This window comes from Corynebacterium sp. DNF00584 (assembly GCF_001552965.1).
Classification (GTDB): Bacteria; Actinomycetota; Actinomycetes; order Mycobacteriales; family Mycobacteriaceae; genus Corynebacterium; species Corynebacterium phoceense.
Genome location: NZ_KQ959764.1, coordinates 73,533 through 96,742, shown reverse-complemented (window position 1 = coordinate 96,742; position 23,210 = coordinate 73,533). Strand labels below are relative to the sequence as shown.

Sequence of the window (23,210 nt, the reverse complement as noted above, 5' to 3'; positions counted from 1 at the left end):
TCTCCTTGAAAGTAAACAGCGTACTTACTAGAAAACCCTATCCGCGTCACGTTTATTCCGGTACCGTCACGGGCTCACCCTGCAACACGGCGGCGTCTTTGGCGCGGCCGCGGCGGGTGGCGAAGTCGAGGAGCAGGCCCACGATGAAGGCGAGGACGGTCGGCACGATCCAGCCCAGCTGAGCGTCCTGGCCCGGTGATAGCGCGAGCATGTCAGGGAAGATGCCCAGCTGGCTCAGTGCGGACCACAGGACGGACATCCACAATGCGAGACGGTAGCCCCAGTAGAAGATGACCTGCTTCTTCACCAGCGGCTGGACCATGGTGAGTGCGATGAGCGTGATCGCCGGCGGGTAGAGGAAGACGATGAACGGCACGGCGATGGAGAGCACCGTCTCCAGGCCCTGGAACGCGAAGAGGATGGACAGTGCGGTGAAGATGATGGCCCACAGGTGGTACGTCGTCTTCGGCACGAGGGCGGAGAAGAACTCCGAGGTCGAGGTGATAAGTCCCACGGCAGTGGTCATGCAGGCGAGCAGGACGATGGCGGAGAAGACGACCTGGCCGGCGGTGCCCATTGTGGAGTTGGCGGCATCGGCAAGCAACTGTGAACCGGACTCATAGGACTGGCCGTTGGGCATGGTCTGCGCGATGTAGCCCAGGCCCAGGTAGATGGCGGCGAGCAGGACGCCCGCGATGGCGGCGGAGACGACCGTCGCCTTGATGACCGGGGCACCGGCTTTGAAACCCTTGCCGCGCAGCGCGGAGACGATGACGATGGAGAACGCGAGGCCCGCGATGGCGTCCATCGTGTTGTAGCCCTCGAACAGGCCGGTGGCGAAGGCGCCGGAGGCATAGTCCTCAGTGGGCGTGCCAGGGTTGCGCGGATTGGCGAAGGCGGCCAGCGCGATCAGCACGACGAGCAGCGTCACCAGCGCCGGGGTGAGGAAGCGGCCCAGAGTGTCCATGATGGAGTTGGCCTTCCATGACAGCGCGAGTGCGATGAGGAAGAAGATGGCGTTGAAGATGCCGTTGGCGGCGGTGCCTTCCCAGCCCGTCATGGGAGTAATCGCCAGTTCCATGGACACAGCGCCGGTACGCGGCAGGGCATAGAACGCGCCGATGGCCAGGTACGCCATGGCGGAGAAGACGATGCCGAAGAGCCAGCCGCCGTGGTTGGCGATATCGCGCACGGAGCGACCGGTGATCGCGACGGCGACGACGGCGAGGACTGGCAGGAGCACGCCCGCGGTGAGGAAGCCCAGGATGGCGGGCCAGAAGTTGGTGCCGGAGCTAACCCCCACCATGGGCGGGAAGATGAGGTTGCCCGCACCGAAGAACATGGAAAAGAGCATGAGGGAGGCGACCACGACGGTCATCGCGCTCGGTGTTTGGGGAGATCCTGAGGAGACAGGTGAAGCCATGGAATTGGGGATCCTTTCGCGGCTTGAATACTTATCGACTACTCAACAGAGTAGCGATCCTCAGTATGGAAACACAATCCCATCATGTGAGACTACAGTGCGGTCGTGATCCTTTCGACCGCCTCACGGAGGATCTCCGGGGAGGTCGCAAAGTTGAGGCGGGCGTGCCCCGGGGCCGCGAAGGTCACGCCTTCGTTGACAGCGACCTTCGCGTGCGCGCGCAGCCATGCCGCAGGCTTCTCGCCGAGCTGGGGGAGCGTGAGCCACATGAGGTACGTCGCCGCGGGGCGCGTGGACTCGATACCGGCCTTGGCGAAGGCGTCAGCGGCGAAGTCGCGGTTCTGCTTAAGGATGGCGAGCTGCTCGTCCAGGTACGGGTCGCCGTCACGGTAGGCGGCCTCGGCAGCGAGCACACCGAGTGTGCCCGTGCCGTCCTTGGCCACGCCGGTGAGAGAACGCCACGTCTTCACGTCGTCTGCGTTGGCGAAGATCATCTGCGCGCACTTGAGACCCGCCACGTTAAACGCCTTGGAGGTCGCCGTCACGGTGATGACGCGGTCCGAGAGCGAGGCGAGCGGGATGTGCGTGCCTTCGTAGACAATGCCCGCGTGGATTTCGTCCGCGAGGATGCGGGCGCCGTATTTATCGGCGATGTTCACCAGTCGTGTGAGCCAGTCTTTTTCAAACGCGATGCCGAGCGGGTTGAATGGCGTGGACAGCACGATGGAGCCGGCGCCCTTCGCGAACGCAGCCTCGATCTCATCCAAGTCCAGCGAGGTCTCGATCTTCTCGCGGCCGGCGGTCTCCGGCAGCTCGAGCAGCGGCGGGTAGCTGGGCACCGGCACGACGACGGGGGAGCCGGGCGTGGTGAAGTACTGGACGCCGAGCAGCATGCCGCGCACGACGTCGCCGATGGTGAAGATGTAGTCCGGGTTCGGCTCCCACCCGAAGCGACGGTTGTAGAAGCCGGCGAGTTCCTCCGGCAACGTCGACGTGCCCGGCGTGTAGCCGAAGGACTCGTTCTTTACCGCGCGCTCGATCGCCTCCATGACCGGAGGGGCGGTGGGGAAATCGGACTCCGCGATCCACAGGGGCAGGACGTCGTCTCCGTAGACGGTCCACTTGCGGGTGCCGCGGGCTTTCAGTTCTTCAAGGCTGGGAAACTGCATGCACCCAGACTACTCATCGTCCTCAGATCCTGGCTCAATAAATCCATAGCGCTTGAGCCGCTCGCGGTCCTCCTTCGCCGAGGACTGCGTGAGCGCGAGCAGCTCAGCATAAATGCCTCCCGATGCCGCCAGCTCCGCAGGCGTACCAATCTCCGCGACCCGCCCGTGGTCCAGCGTGATGATGGTATCGACGTCCGCGATGGTGGACAAGCGGTGGGCGATAATGAGCGTCGTGCGGTCCTTCATGAGCTCGTCGAGGCCCGCCTGCACGACGCGCTCGGACTTCGTGTCGAGCGCCGAGGTCGCCTCGTCGAGGACCAGGATGGGCGCGTCCTTGAGCATCGCGCGGGCCACGGAGACGCGCTGCTTCTGGCCGCCGGAGAGCTTGAGGCCGCGCTCGCCGATGATCGTGTCGTAGCCTTCCGGGAACGCCATGATGAAGTCGTGGGCGTTGGCGCGCCTGGCCACGTCGAGGATTTCCTCCTCGGTCGCGCCCGGCTTGCCGTACGCGATGTTCTCGCGAATCGTGCCGGAGAAGAGAAAGGGATCCTGGAAGACGACGCCCACGGAGGCGCGGATTTCCGCCGCGGTGAGGTCACGGACGTCGTGGCCGAGGATGTGCATGCTACCGGAGTTGGGGCGGTAGAGGCCCAGGAGCAGGTTGACGAGCGTCGACTTGCCGCCGCCGGACTCGCCCACGAGCGCTACCTTGTGGCCTTCCGGCGCGGTGAACGTGATGTCCGTGACGACGGGCTTGCCTTCTTCGTATTCGAAGCCGACGTGCTGGAAGTCGAAGACGGGCGCGCCGGGGGTGACGTCCAGCGGTTCTGCCGTATCCAGGTCCAAGGTCGGTTCGTCCGAAGCCTCGATCGCCTTGACGAGCGACGCATTCGCCGTGGGCTCGAGGTCCTCCTCCATGACTTTGTAGTAGTCTGCCGAGCCCGCGATGGCGCGCTGGCCGGTGTCGACGATCCAGGAAAGCATGGTCACCGGCTGCTTGGACATGGTCACCAGCTGCATGAGCATGACCATGTCACCCAGAGTGAAGTCACCGGAGAGCGTGCGCCAGAAGATGACACAGTGAATGCCAAAGAACGCCGCCGCCATCGCGAGCTGACGCGCGGTGTCCATGGAATGCCACCAGTTCGACTGCGGCTTCGTCGTATCCACGATCCCGCGGTAGTGGTGCGCAAAGGAAGCGAGCTCGCGCGTCTCCGCCACGAAGGACTTGGTCACCTTCACCTGGCCGATGACCTCGGAGAAACGCCCGTTGGCCACGTCGATGTGCTCGTTCTTGACCTTCTCGAACTTCTGCCAGCGCTTGGAGGTAAGCGCCGTGAGCCAGAAATACAGCGGGAACAAGATGAGCAGCAGGATGGTGAGCGGCCAGTAGTAGAACGCCGTGATGACGAGCACCGCGACGATCTGCAGGATCATCGAGAAGAAGTTATTGCTAAACGACTGCAGGAACTGCGTGATGTTCATGATCGAGCGGTCGAGCCGTGCGATGATCGTGCCTGTCACCTGGTTGTCGTAATAACCCTGCGGCAGTGCGAGCAACTTTGCGAAGTAGCGCGTGGAGAGCACCTGACGCAGCCGCGCGACCATGACATCGCCGAAGTAGCCGCCGATATTGGCGACGATGCCTCTAGCGGCATCGGCAGCAAACAAAGCAACCGCAAGCCAGAGCACGGTGCGCAGCGCGCCCGTGGACGAGCCGCTCACGGCGTCGACAATCGTGTTGGTCGCCTCGCGGATAATGAACGGGGAAATAAGCGTCAGCACCGCGCCGGCCACGGCGGTGAGGAAAATTGCAAGATAATACGGCCACAGCGCAGCGGCGCCGCGCACGATACGAACGAGAGGTTTCATCAACCGGCTACTATGCCACCGCACGCGCGCGGTTGCACCTTGCCGTTACCTAAGATGGCCGGTGCGTCGGTTAAGGTAGAAGCACACTCATCGATATTCCGGAAGGTTCCTCCATTGCGTAAGCTCACCGTGGCATTTCTTGTGCCCGCCGCGTGCCTCCTCGCCTCGTGCAGCATCCTCGAACCAGGCGAGACCGGACTCAACCCAGGCGACGACATTTCCGTGACCACCTCGGAGACCCCCGCCTACCAGCCGCAGGACGTGAAGAACAAAGAGGTCAACTCGGACCTCGGCGCCGTCGTCCACGATGACGGCATGAACGTCGATTGGCAGCTCCAGGGCGTCTACTCCGACTCCGTCCAGGGGAGCGTGCTCACCGTGCTGCTCAAGAACCTCAACGACCAGCCCCTGCCTGTCGACGCCGTGACCGAGCCAGTCCTCGAGGTCGCCGACGGCAACGGCGGTTGGACCCGAGTCGAACTCCTCCCGTACGACCCGGAGGTCAACGCGGACGTCCTCGCGCCGGGCCTCGACATGCCGCTGGGCGCGCATTCCGCGACGAACCTTCAGTACCGCTTCGACGCCGCCCCCGGCACCCTGTGGAACGCCCGCCTCACGATGGGCAACGTGACGTGGACTGGAAACCTCAACCTATGACGGAACTCGTAGTCCTCTGCGACGACGCAGGAAACCCCACCGGCACCGCCCCCAAGGCAACCGTCCACACCAGCGACACCCCCTTTCACCTCGCGTTTTCCTGCTGGGTCTTCCGCGGCGACGACGTGCTCCTCACCCGCCGCGCGCTCACGAAGAAGACGTGGCCCGGCGTGTGGACCAACACCTTCTGCGGCCACCCCGGCCCCGGCGAGGCCACCGTCGACGCCGTCCACCGCCGCGCCGCCTTCGAACTCGGTGCCCAGCTTTCCGATGTCGCCCTTGCCCTACCCGATTTCCGCTACCGCGCCGTTGATTCCTCAGGCGTCGTAGAAAACGAGATTTGTCCCGTCTACACCGCGTGGATCGCGGGCACCATCGACCCCAACCCGGAGGAAATCGACTCGTTCGCGTGGGTTCCCCTCGAGGACGTGCGCCGCGCCGTCGCCGCGACCCCCTTCGCGTTCAGTCCGTGGATGGTGGAGGAGCTCGCGCTCCTCTAATTCCCCCTACAACCTCAAAGGCCATATCCCGTTGGCCATATTCCCTGGTCGCTTATTTTCGTCTCGTTTAGGCGACCTGCGGTTATGGCCACCGTGACATGGCCTTCTTGGGTTTAGTCCTCCTGGAACGCCTGTCCCACGTAGTCGAGCGCACCGTACGTGGTGGTCGCCTCGCCGGTGTCGAGGTTGAAGCGCCACACGGCGTGCTCGGGCTGGTACGGCTCGAAGCCCGGCTCGCCGGTGCGTGCGAGGCGCTGGAGCCAGCCGGTGAGTGGGGACTCGGTGACGCCGAAGAGCGGGCGCAGCTCTTGACAGTGCAAGGCGTTGCCGTCACGAACGAATTCGACCATCCACGTGTTCACGTTGTGGCCCACGAGTTCGACCCAGCGGCGGATGCAGCCGTCGCCGATGAGCCGACCCACAATGCCCTTCGTGCCCGCGAGGTCTGCCCACGTGCTGAAGCGCTCGCGCCGCATGCCGAACTTGGGCGCAATATACCAGCCAATCGCCTTGGGAAACGGCGCGCGGTCGAAACGCTCGCCGAGGTTGGCGAACTCTTCGCGCGTGGAACCGAGCACGATGGGAATATCCGCGAGCTGCGTCGGGTCGAGCGGGTAGGGGCCGAGCGCCATGTCGAAGCCAAACTTCTTGCGAAACTTCGCGTAGCCGGCCGCGAGTTGTTCGTCGGTGAGTTTGTCCAGGCCCGCGCGCGTAATGGGCACCTTGAGAAACTGCCGCAGGGTGGCCTTGCGTGCCTCGAAGGGCTCGCGTGGGTAGCACGGCGAGAGCGCGACGAGACGACGGAACGCGCCGCGGTAGTGGTCCCGGCGCGCGAGCCACAGGCCGATGGTCGCGCCCGCGGATTGACCGACGAGCGTGACATTCGTGGGGTCACCGCCGAAGGCCTCGATATTGCGCTGGATCCACTCGAGGCCCAGCTGCGCGTCGTCGATGGCGCGGTAGCGGAAGTACTCGTCCTCGGGGAATTTCGCGAGTCCCGCCAGGCCCACGCGGTAGCCGAGCTGCACCTCGACGATGCCAGCCCGTGCATTCGCGCTGCCCTCGGCCCGCGGATCTTCGTGGGTGCCCGACTCGAAGCGTCCGCCGTGGATATAGACGATGACGGGGGCGTCGCAGGCGTCCTCCGGTGTGGTGATGGTGAGCGCCACTGCGTCCGGCTGCGGCTCGCGCGCGTCGACGATGCCCTGGTCACCCAGCTTTTCCGCGTCCGCGAAGCGACTCGGGATATGCGAGTAGGGGATGGAGTGGAAGTAGCGGACTCCGCCTTCCGCGGTGCCGCGGAACGTGCCGCTGGGGGCCTCAATGCTCAACTCGTGCATGCCTTAAAGACTACAATTGCTCCCCATGGAATGGTTGCGCGAGGTCCTGGACGCCTTCTCCCAGTGGATGGTGGAGGCGCCCATCGCGGTGCAGATGCTCATCCTCACGGTGACGGTGGTGCCCGCCTTCGTCGCTGTGGCGTGGGTGCTCATGTTCTGCATTGACCGGGTGGCTAGAATAAAGCACCATGTCGACGCCGAATAACAATGATCCGCGCGAGGGCCTGTGGGACCCGGAGCGCCGCCCGGTCAAGCGCAAGCGGGCGCTGCCCAAGTCCCGCGTCGCGCCCACCCTGCTGGCGATGTTCGCTTTGATCTTCATCGCCGCCGTGCTCGGCTTTATCTTCTAGACGCTTCCGCGACCTGTTGGAAGAGCTCGAGGCCCGCGAGGTCCTCGATAATTACCGGCTTGCCGTCCGGATCCGTAAGTGGCATGCACCAGTTGGGGTAGGTGTCGTGCGTCGTGCCCGGCATATTCTGCGCGCGGCGGTCACCCACCATGTCCACGAGGTTCGTGCACGTGAGCGCCGACGGCGTGCCCGCCATAAACTTGTGCAGCGCCACGAGCTGTTCGCGCTCGGTCTCGGCACCCGGCGCGGCGACGGCAAGGACGCGGTCCATCCACTCGCGCTCGCCAGCGAGCTCCTCGTCCGCCGGACGCGTGAGCAGGCCCAGGCGGGCGCGCAGCGTGATGTGCTCGCCAGCCAAGTACGCGAGCGTGGGCGGCAGATCGTGCGTGCCCACCGAACCGAGCGCCAGCGCGCGGTAGTCCTGCTGTGCCAGCGCGCTCACATTGTCCGAGGCGTGCTCGAACCACACGATGGACGTGCCCATGACACCGCGCGACGCGAGCGCATCCAAGACCCACGGCTCGAGCGTGCCCAAGTCCTCGCCAATGAGCACCGCGCCAGCGCGCTCGGCCTCGAGCGTGAGCACGCCGAGCATCGCCTCCCAGTCATAGGCGACATACGCGCCCATCGTCGGCGCCTGCATGCGCGGAATCCAGTACAGACGGAACAGGCCGAGCACATGGTCGACGCGCACGCCGCCGGCGTTGCGCAGCACCGTGGCCATCATGTCGCGCCACGGCTTGTAGCCCGCCTCCGCCAAACGGACAGGGTGCCATGGCGGCTGGGACCAGTCCTGGCCCATCTGGTTGTACTCGTCCGGCGGGGCGCCTACCGATGCCGCCGGCGCCAGGTAATCCGCCAAGCTCACCGCCTCTGCGCCGCCCGGGTGAATGCCCACCGCGAGGTCGGTGACGAGGCCGATGCCCATGCCCGCATCGATCGCCTTCTGTTGCGCCGCGGCGAGCTGCTCGTCGCAGAGGAACTGCAGCCACGCATAGAAATCCGTGAGCTCGGTGAGGCCTTCCGTCATCGCGTGGCGGCGGCCCGTGTCGCGCGCCAGGTGCTGCTCCGCGCACCACACGGCGAAGTCGCGCAGCGCCTGGCCCTCGCGGGCCTGGTACTCGCCGAAGGCCACCGCGCGCTCGTCGCTGAGCGGGTGCCCAAACATCGCATGGAGGGCCTGGAGCTTTGCCTCGAAGATGTCGTTGCGCACGATTTCCCCAGCCGACTGGTTGCGGGCGCGGAATTCCTCGGCGAGCTCGGCGACATCGGAAAGCTCGTCGGGGGAGAGGTTGTTCAGCTCCGGGACGTCCTCGACGCGCAGGTAGATGGGGTTGACGTAGCGGCGCGAGGTGGGCAGGTACGGGGAGTCCTCGACCGGTGGGAAGGGCTCGGCGGCGTGGAGCGGGTTGATAAGCAGGAAGTCCGCCCCAGCGTCGTGGGCGAGGGTCTGGGCGAGCTCGCCCAGATCGTGGAAATCGCCCATGCCCCAGGACTCGGCGGAGCGCACCGAGTAGAGCTGTGCCATGACGCCGCCGGTCGGGTGCTCGAGGTACTGGTCCACGGTGGACAGGCGGGTGGGGGTCACGATGAGCGGGCACGTGGCAGTGATTCCCTCGGAGACGAGTTCAATTTCGTGGTAGCCCAGCGGCAGGTCGCCCGGGACGTGGAAGGTGGCCTCGCCCCACATCTGGCCCGCGACGTCAGCGTCCGGCTGCATGTTCTCGTCCTGGTAGACCTCGCGCGTGCCGCCGTCCTCCAGTCGAATCTCGACACGGGCTTCCATGCCCGCGTGGACGTGGACGTCGAAGCGTTTCTCGTGCCCCGACGTCGTCACCACACATGCAGGCAGCGGCCGTGACATACGGGTCTGGTACTCCTCGAAGAGCAGGCGCGTGAGCTCCTCATCGGAAGGATCGGAGCTCACGTTCACACCGAGCGCGGTGAGGGTATAGAGAATAGACGAGGTTGGGGTGACGATGTACTGGCCGCCCGCGGAGGTATACCCGGTGGCGACGCCGTACCGTCCGGCGAGTTCGCTTAGCAGCTCATAATTAATCACGAACCCGATTGTGCCATCTTGAAGCGTTGCTAGAGTGGTGAATAGCAAATTTATCGCGCTACAAGGAGTTTCGCCCATGACCCTGCAGGAAGCCACCACGCCCGCCCCGTTTACCATCGAGCCGGGCGAAACGTGTCTCACCGCCATGATGGACACCGCCAAGGCGCGCCCGCACGGCGTCATGTTTACCCGACCGGCCAACTACGAGTGGGTTAACGTCACCGCGAAAGAATTCGTAGACGAGGTCTTCGAGGTGGCCAAGGGCCTCATTGCGTCGGGTGTTGAGCACGGCGACCGCGTGGTCCTGCTGTCGAATACCCGCTACGAGTGGTCGCTGCTCGACTTCGCCATTTGGGCCGCGGGTGCCGTAAGCGTGCCGATTTACCCGTCCTCCTCGTTGTCCCAGATTCAGTGGATTGTCGAAGACTCCGGCGCCGTGCTCGCTATTACCGAGACCCGTGACCACTCCGAGCTCATGCGCCACCTCGTCCTCGGCGAGGACGGCCAGCCGGGTATCAAGGGCTCGCCCTCGCAGCTGCGCCGCATGCTCGAAATCAACTCCTCGGCCATCGCCACCCTCAAGTTCGAGGGCCGCGAGGTCTCCGATGACCAGGTCTGGGAGCGCATTCACGGGACGAAGACGGAGGATCTTGCCTCGCTCGTCTACACTTCCGGTACCACCGGCCGCCCCAAAGGCTGCATCATCACCCACCGTAACTGGTTGGCGGAGGCCCGTGGCCTGCTCACCAACCCCATCGGCGCCATCGCCGTCCCGGGTTCTCACGTGCTCACGTTCCTGCCGCTTGCCCACGTGCTCGCCCGTGCGGTCTCGCTCGCCGTGGCCATCGGCGGCGCCTCGCAGAACCACTGGTCTGACTTCTCGACCATCACGATTGAGTTCGCCCGCTCGCGCCCGAACCTCATCCTCGGCGTCCCGCGCGTCTTCGAGAAGGTCCGCAACGCAGCGGCTGCGAAGGCCTCTGCGAACCCGGCCCAGGCGGCCATCTTCGCCCGCGCTGAGGCCACTGCCATCGAATACTCCAAGGCGCTCGACCTGCCGGAGGGCCCGTCCCGCCTGCTCAAGGCCCGCCACGCCATCTTTGACAAGCTCGTCTACTCCAAGGTCCGCGCGGCCATGGGCGGCGACGTCAAGTACGCGATTACCGGCGGCTCCGCCATGAGCCCGGACCTCCTCCACTGGTACCGAGGCCTGGGCGTGCCGGTCTATGAAGGCTATGGTCTCACCGAGGTCGCCGCGGCCGCCGCCGTCGACTTCGTGGACCAGACCATCGGCACCGTCGGCCCGCCGCTCGAGGGCGTGTCCATCAAGATCAACGACGAAGGTGAAATCCTCATCAAGGGTGACATCGTCTTTGACGGCTACTGGAACAACCCGGAGGCCACCGCCGAGTCCATCCAGGACGGCTGGTACAACACGGGCGACCTCGGCGAAATCAACGACGAAGGCAAGGTCATCATCACCGGCCGCAAGAAGGACCTCATCGTCACCGCCGGCGGCAAGAACGTCTCGCCGGGCCCCATGGAGGACCAGCTGCGCTCCCACCCGCTCATCTCCCAGGCGATGGTGGTGGGCGACGGCAAGCCATTCATCGGCCTGCTTGTCACCCTCGACGACGACGCCCTGGCTCGCTGGCGCCTGGCTCACAACATCCCGGAGGGCCGTTCCATGAAGGAGCTTGCTACCGATGCCACCCTCCGCGCCGAGATTCAAGACGCCATCAACCAGGTCAATTCCACGGTCTCCCATGCCGAGGGCATTAAGAAGTTCTTCATCCTCGAAACCGACCTCACGGAAGAGGAAAACGAGCTCACCCCGACGATGAAGGTCAAGCGCAACGTCGTGGCGCAACGCTACGCGGATGCCATCGACCACATTTACCAGCGTTAGATTTCCTGTGAAATCCATCGGAGTGTCGCACAGTTAATCCGCGCGGCACCCGATAGAGTTTCACCCGTTGAGCAAAACCCTCAACCTTTACTAGAGGTCTTGAAAGGAGTGCGCGGGTGCACAAAATCGCCGCTGAGCTGCGTCACCGCGAGCTCACCCAGGAGCTCTACAACATCGGCGACGAGGTTGTCGAATACATCGAGCACCTCATCGAGGCCATCGAAGACTGGGACGACGAACTCACCCTCGACTGTCTGGCCGAGCTCCACGACATCGTGGGTGACGCCCGCCGCGACTCCGGCCGCGTCGTAGGCGAACTCATCGGCCTGCGCCACGCGCTCGTCTCGGGCGTACGCGCCGGCACCATCTCTGCGGCCGTCACTGGCGACTTCGACATCGAAGCCCCACGCGACGTCACGGCCCGCACTCTCACGCTCAAGTTTCCGCTCGAAGGACCCCAGGTCATCTCCGAGATGGCCCACGCCCTCCAAGGCCGCACGTTCCTCGTCACGGACTACCTGCGTGACATGGTCGAGTACGTCCTTGAGCAAACCGATGCCGTCGCCCGCAACCTCGACATGGTCTCGCTCCCGCAGCTCTACCGCCGCTCCGGCGAGTCCGTCGCCACCGCGGTCGAGGGCTGGCTCCACACCGTGGTCCACGCCCAGCCTGCCTATGCCCGCGCCATGCGTGGCCACAACCCGCCGCCGTTCCTCGAGGAACGCGCCCGCGTCAACGCCATCGTGGCCAAGGTTGCCGCGAAGCGTGCCGCCGCCCGTAAGAAGGGCCAGACGGCTTAAACCCCACATTCTTCGACTCCCCGCAGCACTCCCTCTTCCGCTGCGGGGAGTCGAGCCTTATCCGGAACCTTTCGCGGCGTGCTGCGGTCTAAGGAGGTATGAACCTTCACGAAGTAATCATCCGAATCCCCGGAGATCCGAAAGCCTCGAGACCCCTTATCGACGGAATCTCTGACGGCGCCTACCTGCGTCTCGGCAATGCTCACGCCGTGGCGCGTGGCGCGTGGTCGGAGATGCCCGCCTATCAGCAGCACCATCTCCGCACTCTGGCCATAGGTCGCGAGCTGCGCGGCGGCGTGCTCGCGGGGCGTTCCGCTGCGCGGGTTCACGGACTATGGGTAATTGCGGCAAAGGAAGAGCGCGTCCATGTCGTGTTGCCTTCCGGTGGCCGGCGTCCGCGTGGTGCATGGGGACCCCACACTCTTTATCTCAAACGGCGAGTTTTCCCCGAGGATATCGTTGAGCTCCATGGCATCCGCGTGACAGCGGCTCCGCGTACCTGCGTTGATATTGCGTGCTGGGAGGGCTTCGCGGCCGGTCTCGCGGCGATGGATTGCTTCTTGAGCAACGGCGGCCACCCTTCTGCCTTGCAGAAAGCCATTGCGCGTGCAGCACGGCACAAAGGAGTTGCACATGCCCGTCGGGCTTTCGCCGCTGCGCGTAACGACACCGAGTCGCCTTACGAGTCTTATTTCCGTGCGCTGCTCCTCGACACTGAGATTGCCGGCCTAGTGAGCTGGCGCGAACAAGTCTCGCTCTATGGCTATCGGGTCGACTTCCTCATGCCTGGCGGGCTTGTCGTCGAAATCGATGGCGACAGCAAATACGGTGAGCGCCCAGAGTCGGTCATCGTCGCGGAGCGCAAACGGGAGAAGGAACTCACCAACCGTGGCCACCGAGTGCTGCGTTTCTCTCCGCGGCAGTTGCTTACGAAACCACAGCAGTGTCTCGCCCTACTGGAGCAGGCCCTCAGCGAGGTGAACGCAAAACAGAAGTAAACCAGAAGAAGTGAAGTTTTCGATCAATTTTTCGAGTGGTTCACTTCTTCTGGTTTACTCTTGAGGTCTCCGGCGCGTGCGCCTCGAGGGGCTACGACGCCGCCGGCGGAGCCGCCTGATCCAGCTGCTCCGTAATCTGCGGCCACAGCTGGCCCATGATGTCGTCCCACGTGAGGATCCAGGCCGCGTTGTCGGAACTCGGGCGGCCGACCATGACGAGCTGTTCGCCGCGGGCGCGCATGAGATCGAGCGTGCGCTGCACTGTGGCGGTGGGCGTCACGATGACGGCGGGGCGGGAGAACTCGAGCGCCTTCGTGTCCGGGGAAGCGAGCAGAGTGTCTCGGACGTGGACCACGCGGACATTGCGGGCGCGGTCGAAGACGAGGACGCGCATGATGTGCTTGGACGTCACGAGACGCTGCAGGTCGGCGACCGTCGCATCCGCGGGCAGCGGCACGATCTGGGAACCGTGGGCGCGCGCCATGTCGGCGGCCGTGGCGGACTCGAGCTCGATGACGCCGGTGATTTGGTTCGCGGACTCATCGTCCATGGTGCCGACTTGGCGGGAGTGTTCGACGAGATTGCGCAGCGTCTCCGGGTCGTAGCCAGCCGCACCCGCCCGGTCGACCGGGGTTTCACCGGCGGCGCGGACCATGTGGTTGGCCATGGTGTTGATCCACGTGAGCAGCGGGCGGAAGACCCAAATGAAGCCGCGCGCGGGAACTGCGATGAGCTGCAGCGCCGTCTCTGGATGGGTAATCGCCCAGGACTTTGGGGCCATCTCGCCGATGACGAGGTGGATGAAGGTGACGATGAACAGCGCGAGGATGAACGCGACCACGTCCGCGATGCCCAGCGAGAGGCCGAGCGCCTCGAGCGGGTGCATGAGCAAGTGGTGCACCCATGGCTTGGTCACGGCACCGAGGATCAGCGTGCAGGCGGTAATGCCCAGCTGCGCGCCGGCGAGCATGATGGTGAGTTCGTTGAGAGAGCGCAGGCCGGCACGAGAAGCGCGGGAGGTCTCCGCGGTTTCCTCGAGGCGGTTGCGGCGCGCGCCCATGGTGGCGAACTCGATGATGACGAAGAACGCGGACGCGATGAGGATGAGGATGGTGATGATCAAATCAGTCATTGTCGGCCTCCTCTTCGATAAGTTCCAGAGCAAGGGAGGACGGGACGTGACGCTCGACCTCCTGGACGGTGATGTGGAGGCGGCGGGTGGGGGCATCGTCGCCCTCGACCCAGTCCTCCGGCTCGGCCTCGAGCTCGACGGAGAACTCTTCGCCTTCCTCCGGCAGAGAGGAGGACTGTGCGATGAGCAGGCCCGCGATGGTCTCGTAGTCGCCATCCGGCAGGTCGTGGCCCACGGCGCGCTCGATCTCATCGATGGGCGTGTCGCCGTCCACGATCCAGTGGGAGTCGTCCGTCTCCGTGATTTCCTCGGTTTCCTCAAGATCGTGTTCGTCCGTGACGTCGCCGAGGATTTCCTCTGCGAGGTCCTCCATGGTGACGATGCCGATGAAGCCGCCGTATTCGTCAATGACGCACGCGAGCTTCTCGGAGGAATCGCGCAGCTCCTTCACCGTGTCCGGCAGGTCCATGAGCTCCGGCACGACGACGGCCTCGCGCATGAGCGTGGTGACGTGTGCGTCGGAAGGCAGTGTCGATTCGAGCACGTCATAGAGGTGCACGACGCCAATCGGATTGTGCTCGTCATCGATGACGGGGTAGCGCGTGTGGTTCTCAGCCATCATCTCGCGCACCTCGCCCAGCGTGGTGTCCGGGTCGACAACGTCCACGCGCGAACGCGGAATCATCGCGTGGCCCGTGTCATGTTCCGGGAAGTCGAGCAGACGGTCGAGCACCATGTACGTGTTCTCGTCCAGGGTGCCAGACTCGTGCGAGTTGTCCACGATGGATTCAAAGTCTTCCGTCGTCGCCGAGGAATCGAGGTCCTCGACCGGCTCAATGCGGAACAGACGCAGCAGGCCGTTGGAGGCGTACTCGAAGAAGTGGATGAGCGGGCCGAAGATGCGCAAGTACCAGCTCGTCGAGTTGGTAATGCCCATCGTTACCTTCATGGGCGTGGCGAGCGCGTAGTTCTTCGGGAACAGCTCCGCGAAGACCATGGACGCCACCGTCGACAAGGCGAGTGCTGCCACCGTGCCGACGGTCACCGACGCCGCGCGCGGGATGCCCACGCCGCCGAGGAGCTCGCCCAGGCCGTTGCCCACGAGGGGCTCTGCGATATAACCCACCAACAGGCCGGTGACCGTAATGCCCAGCTGCGAGCCGGAGAGCACGAACGAGGTGCGGTGGGTGAGCATGAGCGCGCGCTCTGCTTTTTTATCCCCCTGTGCCGCCATGGTGCGCAGCTGCGCGCGGTCCACGTTCATAAACGCAAACTCTTGGGCCACGAAATACGCGTTAAACGCGATGATGATGCCAATGACAACAATGCCTAGGACAATCATGCCGATTGCAGTCCACATGGCTAGACCCCGCTCCTAAGCTTCAGGAAACGGGGACTTCGACTCGGAGGTTCCACCTCGGTAGTGCCTTTCTTCAGGTAGCAGATTAAAAGATGAGAAATAGCGTACACGCACGCTAGGCTAAAACGCTATGAATCCTCCGTTTGGCGTTTATATCCATGTCCCGTTTTGTTCTTCACGCTGCGGATATTGCGACTTCAATACCTATACGCCGAATGAATTAGGGGGCACCAAACTCATCGGCGCCTACCTCGACGCGCTCGACCGCGAACTTGAGCTGGCCGCTGCTCGCGCGCCTCAGCGTGCCGATACCGTCTTTATCGGCGGAGGCACTCCCTCCCTGCTTGGTTCGGAAGGCCTTGCACGCATTGTGAACAAGGTCAAGGACACCTTCGGGCTCCAGCCCGGCGCCGAGGTGACGACCGAGTCGAACCCCGAATCCACGAGCCCCGAGTACTTCGCGGCGCTCCGCGACGCCGGTTTCACGCGTATCTCGCTGGGCATGCAGTCCGCGTCTTCGCACGTCTTAAGAATCCTTGAGCGCGTCCACACGCCCGGCCGCGCCTTCGACGCCGCGCGCGAGGCGAAAGACGCAGGCTTCGAGCATGTGAATCTCGACATGATTTACGGCACGCCCACGGAAACGGATGACGAGGTCAAAGAAACCCTGGACCGTGTCCTTGAGACCGGCGTCGACCACGTCTCCGCGTACTCGCTCATCGTCGAAGACGGCACCCGCATGGCCCGCAAGGTGAAGAAGGGGCTGCTGCCGGCGCCGGACGAGGACGTCCTCGCGCGCCGCTACGAGTTCATCTCCGAGACTCTGGAAACCGCAGGTTTTCAGTGGTACGAGGTCTCCAACTGGGCGAAGCCCGGCGGGGAGTGCCAGCACAACCGCATCTACTGGGTCGATGGCAACTGGTGGGGAGCCGGCCCCGGCGCGCACTCGCACCTCGACGGCGAGCGCTTCTATAACGTCAAGCATCCGCGCCGCTACGTCGACACCCTCGCGCACGGCGAGCTGCCCATCAAAGAATCAGAGACGCTCACGCCGGAGGAACGCCACGAGGAAAAGGTGATGCTCGGCCTGCGCCTGCGGGAGGGCATCCCGGCGGACTGGATAAGCGACAACGCGACGCAGACCCGTGACCGCTTCATCGACAGCGGTCTCCTCGAACTCGCAGGCGGTCGCCTGCGAGTAACAAAGGAAGGCCGCCTGCTCGCTGACGGCATAATCACCGACTTGCTCGTCGCCGAGGAACGAGGCGACGAAGTACACTAACGGGCATGTCTACCTCAACCGAAGCGCGGCGCCGCGAGGTCCTGCGCGCCATCGTCTCGGACTTCATTGCGAGCCAGGAGCCGGTGGGCTCCAAGGCGTTGCTCGAGCGCCACCAGCTGGGCGTGTCCTCGGCGACCATTCGCAATGACATGGCGGTCCTCGAGGACGCCGGGCTCATCACGCAGCCGCACTCTTCGTCAGGGCGCGTTCCCACCCAGGCGGGCTACCGCCACTTCGTCGACACGCTCCACGACGTCAAGCCGCTGTCCAAGCCGGAGCGCCAGGCCATCCTGCACTTCCTCGAGAACGGCGTGGACTTGGAAGACGTGCTGCGCCGCTCCGTGCGGCTGCTCGCGCAGCTCACCAAGCAAGCCGCCGTCGTCGCGATGCCGAACCTCAAGGTCTCGCGCGTCAAGCACTGCGAGGTCGTGGCGCTCTCCCCGGTGCGACTGCTGCTCGTGCTCATCACGGACGCCGGCCGCGTGGACCAGCGTAACGTCGAGCTCGACCAGATCATCGAGCCGGACGACGTCGCGCGCCTGCGCGACCTGCTCAACCAGGCGCTCGAGGGCCGCACGCTCGACGAGGCCTCCGTGGAGCTCGCGCAGCTTACCGAGCAGGCGCCGCTCGACCTGCGCGGCCATGTGCTCAACTGTGCGACGACGCTCATCGAAACACTCGTCGAGCACCCCGCGGACCGGCTCATCATTGCGGGTGCCTCGAACCTCACGCGCGTGGCCCGCGACTTCCCGCAGCGCCTGCCCGGGATCATCGAGGCCCTCGAGGAGCAGGTCGTCGTGCTCAAGCTGCTGTCCAAGGTCCCGGATCTGGGCAACGTCTCGGTCGTTATCGGCGAGGAGCATGAGGAGGATCGCCTGCGCGGCTCGTCCGTCGTCGCCACCGCGTACGGCACTGACGGCGCGGCGCTGGGCGGCATGGGCGTCGTGGGACCGACGTTTATGGACTATTCGGGAACAATTTCCAAGGTTTCTGCTGTTGCACGCTATGTGAGTGACATCGTGGCGGGCGAGTAAACTCGCAACGATCCCCGAAGACGATTGAGTAAAGGACTGGTAATTTCCCGTGGCTCGTGATTATTACGGCATTCTCGGCGTGGACAAAGACGCTACCGATCAACAGATTAAGAAGGCCTACCGCAAGCTAGCGCGCAAGTACCACCCGGATCTCAACCCGGACGACGCGGAGGCCGCGGAGAAGTTCCGCGAGGCCTCGCTCGCCCAGGAGGTCCTGCTTGATCCGCAGAAGCGCCAGATTGTCGACCGCGGCGGCGACCCCATGGAGCAGGGCGGGTCCATGCCTGGCGGCGGATTCGCCGGCGGCTTCGATACCGGCGGCCTGGGCGACATCTTTGCCGAGTTCTTCGGTGGCGGCGCGGCGTCTCGCGGCCCGCGTTCGCGCGTGCAGCCGGGCTCGGATGCGCTGCTGCGCACCCAGATCACGCTCGAAGAGGCGTTTGCTGGTGCGAAGAAGCCCGTCACCATCGACACGGCCGTGCTCTGCGATACGTGCCACGGCTCCGGCTCGGAGTCCGGCTCCAAGCCCGTGACTTGCGAGACCTGCCACGGCGCCGGCGAGGTTCAGGAGGTCCAGCGTTCCTTCCTCGGCAACGTTATGACCTCCCACCGCTGCCCGACGTGCCAGGGCTACGGCGAAGTCATCAAGGACCCCTGCGGCCACTGCGGTGGCGACGGCCGCGTAAAGAAGCGCCGCGACCTCACCATCAATATCCCGGCTGGCATCGGCGACGGCATGCGCATTCGCATGTCGGGCCAGGGCGAGGTCGGCCACGGCGGCGGCCCGGCTGGCGACCTCTTCGTCGAGGTCCACACGCAGCGCCACCCCGTCTTCGAGCGTGACGCGGACGACCTGCACGTCACGGTCCGCGTCCCCATGGTCGACGCGGCGTTGGGCACGAATTTCACCGTCACGCAGCTCGACGGCACGGACCTCGAGGTCGAGATCGAGCCGGGCACGCAGCCGGGCCAGACAATCTCCGTTGAGGGCCAGGGCATGCCGCGCCTGCGCACGGACGGCCGCGGCCGCCTGCTCGCGCACGTCGACGTCGTCGTGCCTACCGACCTCGACTCCAAGTCCCGCGAGCTGCTCGAAGAGGTCCGCGACCGCACCGAGCACACCACCGCCATCCACACCGAGGACGAGGAAGACAGCTTCTTCGACCGCCTGCGCGCAAGGTTCCGCCGCTAAATGAGCCTTGCCGTCTTCCGCGTAGAATCGCTCGCTGGCGCGAGCGAGAGTGATATCGTTGAGCTCTCCGGGCCCGAGGGCCGCCATGCCGTCACCGTCAAGCGCGTCGCGCCCGGCGAGCGCATCCAGCTTGCCGATGCCGCCGGGCGCCTCGCCACAGTCACCGTCACCGAGGTGCGCGGCAAGGACGCGCTCGTCGCGCGCGTCGACGAGATCGAGACCATCCCCGAGCCTGACCCCAAGGTCATTGTCATCCAGGCGATCCCCAAGTCCGAGCGCGCCGAGCTCGCCGTCGACCTCGCGACGCAGGCCGGCGCGGATGGGATCATCGCGTGGCAGGCGGACCGGTGCATCGCCAAGTGGGACGCGAAGAAGGCTCCCAAGGCGCTCGCCAAGTGGCAGTCTGCGGCGACCGCTGCCGCCAAGCAGTCGCGCCGGGCGCGCGTGCCCGAGGTCACCGGTCCCTTAAGCACCGCACAGGTCGCCGAGCTCATCAATGGCGAGACTGCCTACGTCCTCCACGAAGACGCAACGACATCGCTGCGCGATGTCGAGTTACAAGGAACGGTGTACCTGCTCATCGGGCCGGAGGGCGGCATCGGCAGCACAGAGCTGGCTAAGCTGGGGGCTACGGCGGTGAAGCTGGGGCCGGAGGTCTTGCGGACGGCATCGGCAGCAATGGTGGCCTTGGCCGCCATCGGGGTGCGGACCTCGCGCTGGTAGATTGGGGCTCGTGCCAATTATCACTCAGAAGATAGAGGTGGACTCCGCCTATGTCGCCGCCGTGCTGGGCACGGCGGATGCCAACCTGCGGGTCCTCAACAATCAGCTCGATGCGGACCTTTTCGCACGCGGGACGACCGTGACCATCACGGGACCGGACTACGAGGTCGCGCGTGCGGCCAAGGTTCTCGACGAGCTCGAGTCTATCGCGCGCCGCGGCCACACCATCTCCCCGGAGACGGTCAAGCACGCCGTGAAGATGGTCGCCGTCGAGGCCCCGCAGTCGGTCTCCGCGGCGCTCGCCGCGGATATTGTCTCGCGCCGCGGCAAGACCGTGCGGCCTAAGACCGTCGGCCAGTCCGAGTACGTGCGCGCCATCGATAACAACACGGTCGTCTTCGGTATTGGCCCGGCCGGTTCCGGTAAGACGTACCTCGCCGTGGCGAAGGCCGTGCAGGCGCTGCACAATAAGGACGTCTCGCGCATTATTTTGACCCGCCCGGCCGTGGAAGCGGGGGAGAAGCTCGGCTTCCTGCCGGGCACCTTGAACGACAAGATCGACCCGTACCTGCGCCCGCTGTACGACGCGCTGCGCGACATGCTTGATCCGGAGATCATCCCCAAGCTCATGGAGGCCGGCATCATCGAGGTCGCCCCGCTGGCGTACATGCGTGGCCGCACGTTAAACGACGCCTTCGTCATCCTTGACGAGGCGCAGAACACCACGCCTGCGCAGATGAAGATGTTCTTGACGCGCCTGGGCTTCGGCTCAAAGATCGTGGTCACTGGCGATATCTCACAGGTCGACCTCCCGCGCGGTCATGTCTCTGGCCTGCGCATCGTGCGCCGCATCCTCGACGGCATTGACGATATCTACTTCGCGGACTTGGGCGCCGACGACGTGGTGCGCCACCAGCTTGTGGGTCGCATTGTGGGTGCCTACGATCGCTTCGACGCAGAGCAAGAACGGAAGAAGGACCAAGAATGAGCATCGAGTTTTTGAACGAGTGCGGCTACGACGGCGTCAACGAAGAAATGCTCATCGACGTTGCCTCCTACGCCTTCGGCCGCATGGACGTGAACCCGGACGCGGAGTGCACCATCACCGCCGTGGATCTTGCGACCATCGCGGATCTGCACGTGCGCTGGATGGATCTCGACGGCCCGACCGACGTCATGAGCTTCCCCATGGATGAGATCACCCCGGGGGCTGCGGGCGGGCGTCCCGATGCCGCCGCTCCCGGCCCCGCCATGCTGGGCGACATCGTGCTCTGCCCCGAGTTCGCACAGCGTCAAGCCACGGCCGCCGGCCACTCGCTGGGACACGAGCTGGCCCTGCTCACCGTCCACGGGTGCCTCCACCTGCTGGGCTACGACCACGCGACGCCAGCCGAAGAGAAGGAAATGTTCGGCCTCCAGAACGAGCTGCTCGCGGACTGGTACGACGACGTGAAGGAACGCGGCTTGAGCTTCCAACCGAAGCCCTCCGGCCCTAAGGCCTTCCCGGACGCCGCCGAGCGCGCGAACCTGGACAAGCAGGTGCCCGGTGGTGGGATTCCGGCGGTGGGGGAGCCGCACGGGGAGTAATATCTGTCTTCTTATTGTTGAATTTTCACGTTCCGTGTTATCCTGAAATCCCGTAGGTAAATAGTTCACCTGCGGGATGTCGCATTTTTCGCGGTACACGCAGGTCCGTCTCCGTCAAGGAGGACCCCCCATGTCTGCTACGCCGACTAAGTTCATTTTCGTCACCGGAGGCGTTGTCTCCTCGCTGGGCAAGGGGCTCACCGCCGCCAGCCTGGGCCAGCTGCTCACCGCCCGCGGCCTGTCCGTCACCATGCAAAAGCTCGACCCGTACCTCAACGTGGACCCGGGCACCATGAACCCGTTCGAGCATGGCGAGGTCTTCGTCACCGAGGACGGCGCCGAGACCGACCTGGATCTGGGCCACTACGAGCGCTTCCTCGACCGCAACCTCACCAAGAACGCGAACGTCACCACCGGCAAGGTGTACTCGACCGTCATCGCCAAGGAGCGTCGCGGCGAGTTTCTGGGCAAGACCGTCCAGGTCATCCCGCACATCACGGACGAAATCAAGGCCCGCGTCATCGCGATGAGCGAACCGGACGCCGAGGGCAACACCCCGGACGTCGTCATCAGCGAGATCGGCGGCACCGTGGGCGACATCGAGTCCCAGCCCTTCCTCGAGGCCGTGCGCCAGGTCCGCCACACCGTGGGCCGCGACAACGTCTTCTTTATCCACTGCTCCCTCGTGCCGTACCTCGCGCCGAGCGGGGAACTCAAGACCAAGCCCACCCAGCACTCCGTGGCGGAGCTGCGCGGCATCGGCATCGTGCCGGACGCCGTGGTCCTGCGCTGCGACCGTGAGGTCCCGGCCCCGCTCAAGGCCAAGATTGCGCTCATGTGCGACATCGAGAAAGAGGGCGTGACCTCCTGCCCGGATAGCCCGTCCATCTACGACATCCCGGAGGTCCTCTACCGCGAGCATCTCGACACCTTCGTCAACCGTAAGCTGGGCCTGCCCTTCCGCGACGTGGACTGGACGCAGTGGCGCGACCTCCTCGACCGCGTCCACAACCCCCAGCGCGAGGTCACCGTGGGTATCGTGGGCAAGTACATCGACCTGCCGGACGCCTACCTTTCCGTGGCCGAGGCCACCCGCCACGCCGCCTTCGCCTTCCACGCCAAGGCCAACGTCCGCTGGATTGCCGCTGACACCATCGCCGAGGACACGAGCGAGCTCGAGGACCTCGATGCCATCATCGTCCCCGGCGGCTTCGGCGTGCGCGGCATCGAAGGCAAGCTGGCCGCCGTGACCTACGCACGCGAGAACGACGTGCCCTTCCTCGGCCTGTGCTTGGGGCTCCAGTCCATGGTGCTCGAGGCCGCCCACCACGCCGGGCTTTCCGATGCCTCCTCCACCGAGTTCGACCCCACCACCAGCACCCCAGTCATCGCCACCATGGCCGAGCAGAAAGCGGCCGTGGCCGGCGAGGCAGATCTGGGCGGCACCATGCGCCTGGGCGCCTACCCGGCCGTCCTGGCCGAGGGCAGCGCGGTCGCCCAGGCCTACGGCACCACGCAGGTCTCCGAGCGTCACCGCCACCGCTACGAGGTCAACAACGCGTACAAGGAGCAGATCACGGAGGGCTCCGGCCTCGTCTTCTCCGGCACCTCGCCCGACGGCAACCTCGTCGAGTTCGTGGAGTACCCCGACCACAAGTACATGGTCGCCACCCAAGCGCACCCGGAGTATAAGTCGCGCCCGACTCGCCCGCACCCGCTGTTCACCGGCCTCATCGGCGCCGCCCTGGGGGAGGAGACAACGAAGACCGACAAGTAATTCGCCAAATACTTGGTACGCGTCCGTGCTTCGTAGCACAATA

At 65.0% G+C, this 23,210-nt stretch carries 21 protein-coding genes; 14 read left to right on the top strand and 7 right to left on the bottom strand.

Annotated features, from left to right (window positions below; all coding sequences use genetic code 11):
• Positions 1 to 52: 52 nt before the first annotated feature.
• The 3 genes from brnQ to HMPREF0307_RS09795 all read right to left on the bottom strand — a co-directional run bounded on the left by brnQ (position 53) and on the right by HMPREF0307_RS09795 (position 4,464).
• Entirely contained in the window at positions 53 to 1,423 is a 1,371-nt protein-coding gene (gene brnQ / locus HMPREF0307_RS09805) for a branched-chain amino acid transport system II carrier protein (protein ID WP_066492439.1), read from the bottom strand.
• Between the two features lie 92 nt (positions 1,424 to 1,515).
• Positions 1,516 to 2,592 (bottom strand): MalY/PatB family protein, encoded by a 1,077-nt coding sequence (locus tag HMPREF0307_RS09800; RefSeq protein WP_066492437.1) that lies wholly within the window; start codon positions 2,590 to 2,592, stop codon positions 1,516 to 1,518.
• 9 nt (positions 2,593 to 2,601) lie between these two features.
• Positions 2,602 to 4,464 carry an ABC transporter ATP-binding protein gene (locus HMPREF0307_RS09795; RefSeq protein WP_066492435.1) on the bottom strand — a complete coding sequence of 621 codons (1,863 nt, stop codon included), beginning with the start codon at positions 4,462 to 4,464 and terminating at the stop codon, positions 2,602 to 2,604.
• Positions 4,465 to 4,578: 114 nt separating this feature from the next.
• Between HMPREF0307_RS09795 and HMPREF0307_RS09790 the strand changes: the two genes are divergently transcribed.
• Positions 4,579 to 5,121, top strand: coding sequence for a hypothetical protein (locus HMPREF0307_RS09790; protein ID WP_066492434.1), 543 nt, complete (start codon positions 4,579 to 4,581; stop codon positions 5,119 to 5,121).
• A complete protein-coding gene (gene idi / locus HMPREF0307_RS09785; RefSeq protein ID WP_066492433.1) occupies positions 5,118 to 5,621 on the top strand; it encodes an isopentenyl-diphosphate Delta-isomerase in 504 nt (167 codons plus the stop codon). Before HMPREF0307_RS09790 ends, idi begins: the two co-directional genes overlap by 4 nt.
• 113 nt (positions 5,622 to 5,734) lie before the next feature.
• Here the strand turns inward: idi and HMPREF0307_RS09780 are convergent, their stop codons facing one another.
• Positions 5,735 to 6,961: a carboxylesterase family protein gene (locus HMPREF0307_RS09780; protein ID WP_066492432.1), complete on the bottom strand. Its 1,227-nt coding sequence runs from the start codon at positions 6,959 to 6,961 to the stop codon at positions 5,735 to 5,737.
• A gap of 25 nt (positions 6,962 to 6,986) precedes the next feature.
• On the opposite strand from HMPREF0307_RS09780, the gene HMPREF0307_RS09775 reads away from it, so the two are divergent.
• Both HMPREF0307_RS09775 and HMPREF0307_RS13195 read left to right on the top strand, forming a co-directional pair.
• The gene (locus HMPREF0307_RS09775) at positions 6,987 to 7,166 is read left to right on the top strand and encodes a hypothetical protein (protein WP_066492429.1); all 180 of its coding nucleotides are present in this window, start codon (positions 6,987 to 6,989) and stop codon (positions 7,164 to 7,166) included.
• Positions 7,150 to 7,311, top strand: coding sequence for a hypothetical protein (locus HMPREF0307_RS13195; RefSeq protein ID WP_168162255.1), 162 nt, complete (start codon positions 7,150 to 7,152; stop codon positions 7,309 to 7,311). The genes HMPREF0307_RS09775 and HMPREF0307_RS13195 overlap by 17 nt, the downstream gene beginning before the upstream one ends.
• Here the strand turns inward: HMPREF0307_RS13195 and malQ are convergent.
• Positions 7,301 to 9,373 (bottom strand): 4-alpha-glucanotransferase, encoded by a 2,073-nt coding sequence (malQ, locus tag HMPREF0307_RS09770; protein WP_231725148.1) that lies wholly within the window; start codon positions 9,371 to 9,373, stop codon positions 7,301 to 7,303. The two genes, HMPREF0307_RS13195 and malQ, sit on opposite strands and share 11 nt — an antisense overlap.
• A gap of 76 nt (positions 9,374 to 9,449) precedes the next feature.
• Here malQ and HMPREF0307_RS09765 point away from each other — a divergent pair, with 76 nt between their 5' ends.
• The 3 genes from HMPREF0307_RS09765 to HMPREF0307_RS09755 all read left to right on the top strand — a co-directional run bounded on the left by HMPREF0307_RS09765 (position 9,450) and on the right by HMPREF0307_RS09755 (position 13,080).
• Positions 9,450 to 11,282, top strand: coding sequence for an AMP-dependent synthetase/ligase (locus tag HMPREF0307_RS09765; protein WP_066492428.1), 1,833 nt, complete (start codon positions 9,450 to 9,452; stop codon positions 11,280 to 11,282).
• 116 nt (positions 11,283 to 11,398) lie between these two features.
• Positions 11,399 to 12,082, top strand: coding sequence for a hypothetical protein (locus HMPREF0307_RS09760; RefSeq protein WP_066492427.1), 684 nt, complete (start codon positions 11,399 to 11,401; stop codon positions 12,080 to 12,082).
• A 98-nt stretch (positions 12,083 to 12,180) separates the two neighbouring features.
• Entirely contained in the window at positions 12,181 to 13,080 is a 900-nt protein-coding gene (locus HMPREF0307_RS09755) for an endonuclease domain-containing protein (protein ID WP_066492425.1), read from the top strand.
• 91 nt (positions 13,081 to 13,171) lie between these two features.
• Here the strand turns inward: HMPREF0307_RS09755 and HMPREF0307_RS09750 are convergent, their stop codons facing one another.
• Positions 13,172 to 14,212, bottom strand: coding sequence for a CNNM domain-containing protein (locus HMPREF0307_RS09750; protein WP_066492422.1), 1,041 nt, complete (start codon positions 14,210 to 14,212; stop codon positions 13,172 to 13,174).
• A complete protein-coding gene (locus HMPREF0307_RS09745) occupies positions 14,205 to 15,572 on the bottom strand; it encodes a hemolysin family protein (protein ID WP_066492420.1) in 1,368 nt (455 codons plus the stop codon). The genes HMPREF0307_RS09750 and HMPREF0307_RS09745 overlap by 8 nt, the downstream gene beginning before the upstream one ends.
• 130 nt (positions 15,573 to 15,702) lie before the next feature.
• On the opposite strand from HMPREF0307_RS09745, the gene hemW reads away from it, so the two are divergent.
• The 7 genes from hemW (at position 15,703) to HMPREF0307_RS09710 (ending at position 23,167) form a co-directional block, all read left to right on the top strand.
• Positions 15,703 to 16,854: a radical SAM family heme chaperone HemW gene (hemW, locus tag HMPREF0307_RS09740; protein ID WP_066492417.1), complete on the top strand. Its 1,152-nt coding sequence runs from the start codon at positions 15,703 to 15,705 to the stop codon at positions 16,852 to 16,854.
• A gap of 5 nt (positions 16,855 to 16,859) precedes the next feature.
• Entirely contained in the window at positions 16,860 to 17,888 is a 1,029-nt protein-coding gene (gene hrcA, locus HMPREF0307_RS09735) for a heat-inducible transcriptional repressor HrcA (RefSeq protein WP_066492415.1), read from the top strand.
• Between the two features lie 49 nt (positions 17,889 to 17,937).
• Positions 17,938 to 19,080 carry a molecular chaperone DnaJ gene (dnaJ, locus tag HMPREF0307_RS09730; protein ID WP_066492409.1) on the top strand — a complete coding sequence of 381 codons (1,143 nt, stop codon included), beginning with the start codon at positions 17,938 to 17,940 and terminating at the stop codon, positions 19,078 to 19,080.
• Positions 19,081 to 19,803 carry a 16S rRNA (uracil(1498)-N(3))-methyltransferase gene (locus tag HMPREF0307_RS09725; protein ID WP_066492407.1) on the top strand — a complete coding sequence of 241 codons (723 nt, stop codon included), beginning with the start codon at positions 19,081 to 19,083 and terminating at the stop codon, positions 19,801 to 19,803. It begins immediately after the preceding gene.
• Positions 19,804 to 19,813: 10 nt separating this feature from the next.
• On the top strand, positions 19,814 to 20,791 hold the full coding sequence (locus HMPREF0307_RS09720; protein WP_066492405.1) for a PhoH family protein: 978 nt from the start codon (positions 19,814 to 19,816) through the stop codon (positions 20,789 to 20,791).
• Positions 20,788 to 21,390: an rRNA maturation RNase YbeY gene (gene ybeY / locus HMPREF0307_RS09715; RefSeq protein ID WP_066492403.1), complete on the top strand. Its 603-nt coding sequence runs from the start codon at positions 20,788 to 20,790 to the stop codon at positions 21,388 to 21,390. Before HMPREF0307_RS09720 ends, ybeY begins: the two co-directional genes overlap by 4 nt.
• Before the next feature lie 130 nt (positions 21,391 to 21,520).
• On the top strand, positions 21,521 to 23,167 hold the full coding sequence (locus HMPREF0307_RS09710; RefSeq protein WP_066492401.1) for a CTP synthase: 1,647 nt from the start codon (positions 21,521 to 21,523) through the stop codon (positions 23,165 to 23,167).
• Positions 23,168 to 23,210: the final 43 nt, after the last annotated feature.

Excerpts from the sequence above, each read along its gene's own strand:
- HMPREF0307_RS09800 (WP_066492437.1), bottom strand. The coding sequence starts at position 2,592 with ATGCAGTTTCCCAGCCTTGAAGAACTGAAAGCCCGCGGCACCCGCAAG.
- brnQ (WP_066492439.1), bottom strand. The coding sequence starts at position 1,423 with ATGGCTTCACCTGTCTCCTCAGGATCTCCCCAAACACCGAGCGCGATG.
- HMPREF0307_RS09750 (WP_066492422.1), bottom strand. The coding sequence starts at position 14,212 with ATGACTGATTTGATCATCACCATCCTCATCCTCATCGCGTCCGCGTTC.
- HMPREF0307_RS09755 (WP_066492425.1), top strand. The coding sequence starts at position 12,181 with ATGAACCTTCACGAAGTAATCATCCGAATCCCCGGAGATCCGAAAGCC.
- hrcA (WP_066492415.1), top strand. The coding sequence starts at position 16,860 with ATGTCTACCTCAACCGAAGCGCGGCGCCGCGAGGTCCTGCGCGCCATC.
- HMPREF0307_RS09725 (WP_066492407.1), top strand. The coding sequence starts at position 19,081 with ATGAGCCTTGCCGTCTTCCGCGTAGAATCGCTCGCTGGCGCGAGCGAG.
- ybeY (WP_066492403.1), top strand. The coding sequence starts at position 20,788 with ATGAGCATCGAGTTTTTGAACGAGTGCGGCTACGACGGCGTCAACGAA.
- HMPREF0307_RS09710 (WP_066492401.1), top strand. The coding sequence starts at position 21,521 with ATGTCTGCTACGCCGACTAAGTTCATTTTCGTCACCGGAGGCGTTGTC.
- HMPREF0307_RS09745 (WP_066492420.1), bottom strand. The coding sequence starts at position 15,572 with ATGTGGACTGCAATCGGCATGATTGTCCTAGGCATTGTTGTCATTGGC.
- idi (WP_066492433.1), top strand. The coding sequence starts at position 5,118 with ATGACGGAACTCGTAGTCCTCTGCGACGACGCAGGAAACCCCACCGGC.
- HMPREF0307_RS09780 (WP_066492432.1), bottom strand. The coding sequence starts at position 6,961 with ATGCACGAGTTGAGCATTGAGGCCCCCAGCGGCACGTTCCGCGGCACC.
- HMPREF0307_RS09795 (WP_066492435.1), bottom strand. The coding sequence starts at position 4,464 with ATGAAACCTCTCGTTCGTATCGTGCGCGGCGCCGCTGCGCTGTGGCCG.
- HMPREF0307_RS09775 (WP_066492429.1), top strand. The coding sequence starts at position 6,987 with ATGGAATGGTTGCGCGAGGTCCTGGACGCCTTCTCCCAGTGGATGGTG.
- HMPREF0307_RS13195 (WP_168162255.1), top strand. The coding sequence starts at position 7,150 with ATGTCGACGCCGAATAACAATGATCCGCGCGAGGGCCTGTGGGACCCG.
- HMPREF0307_RS09765 (WP_066492428.1), top strand. The coding sequence starts at position 9,450 with ATGACCCTGCAGGAAGCCACCACGCCCGCCCCGTTTACCATCGAGCCG.
- hemW (WP_066492417.1), top strand. The coding sequence starts at position 15,703 with ATGAATCCTCCGTTTGGCGTTTATATCCATGTCCCGTTTTGTTCTTCA.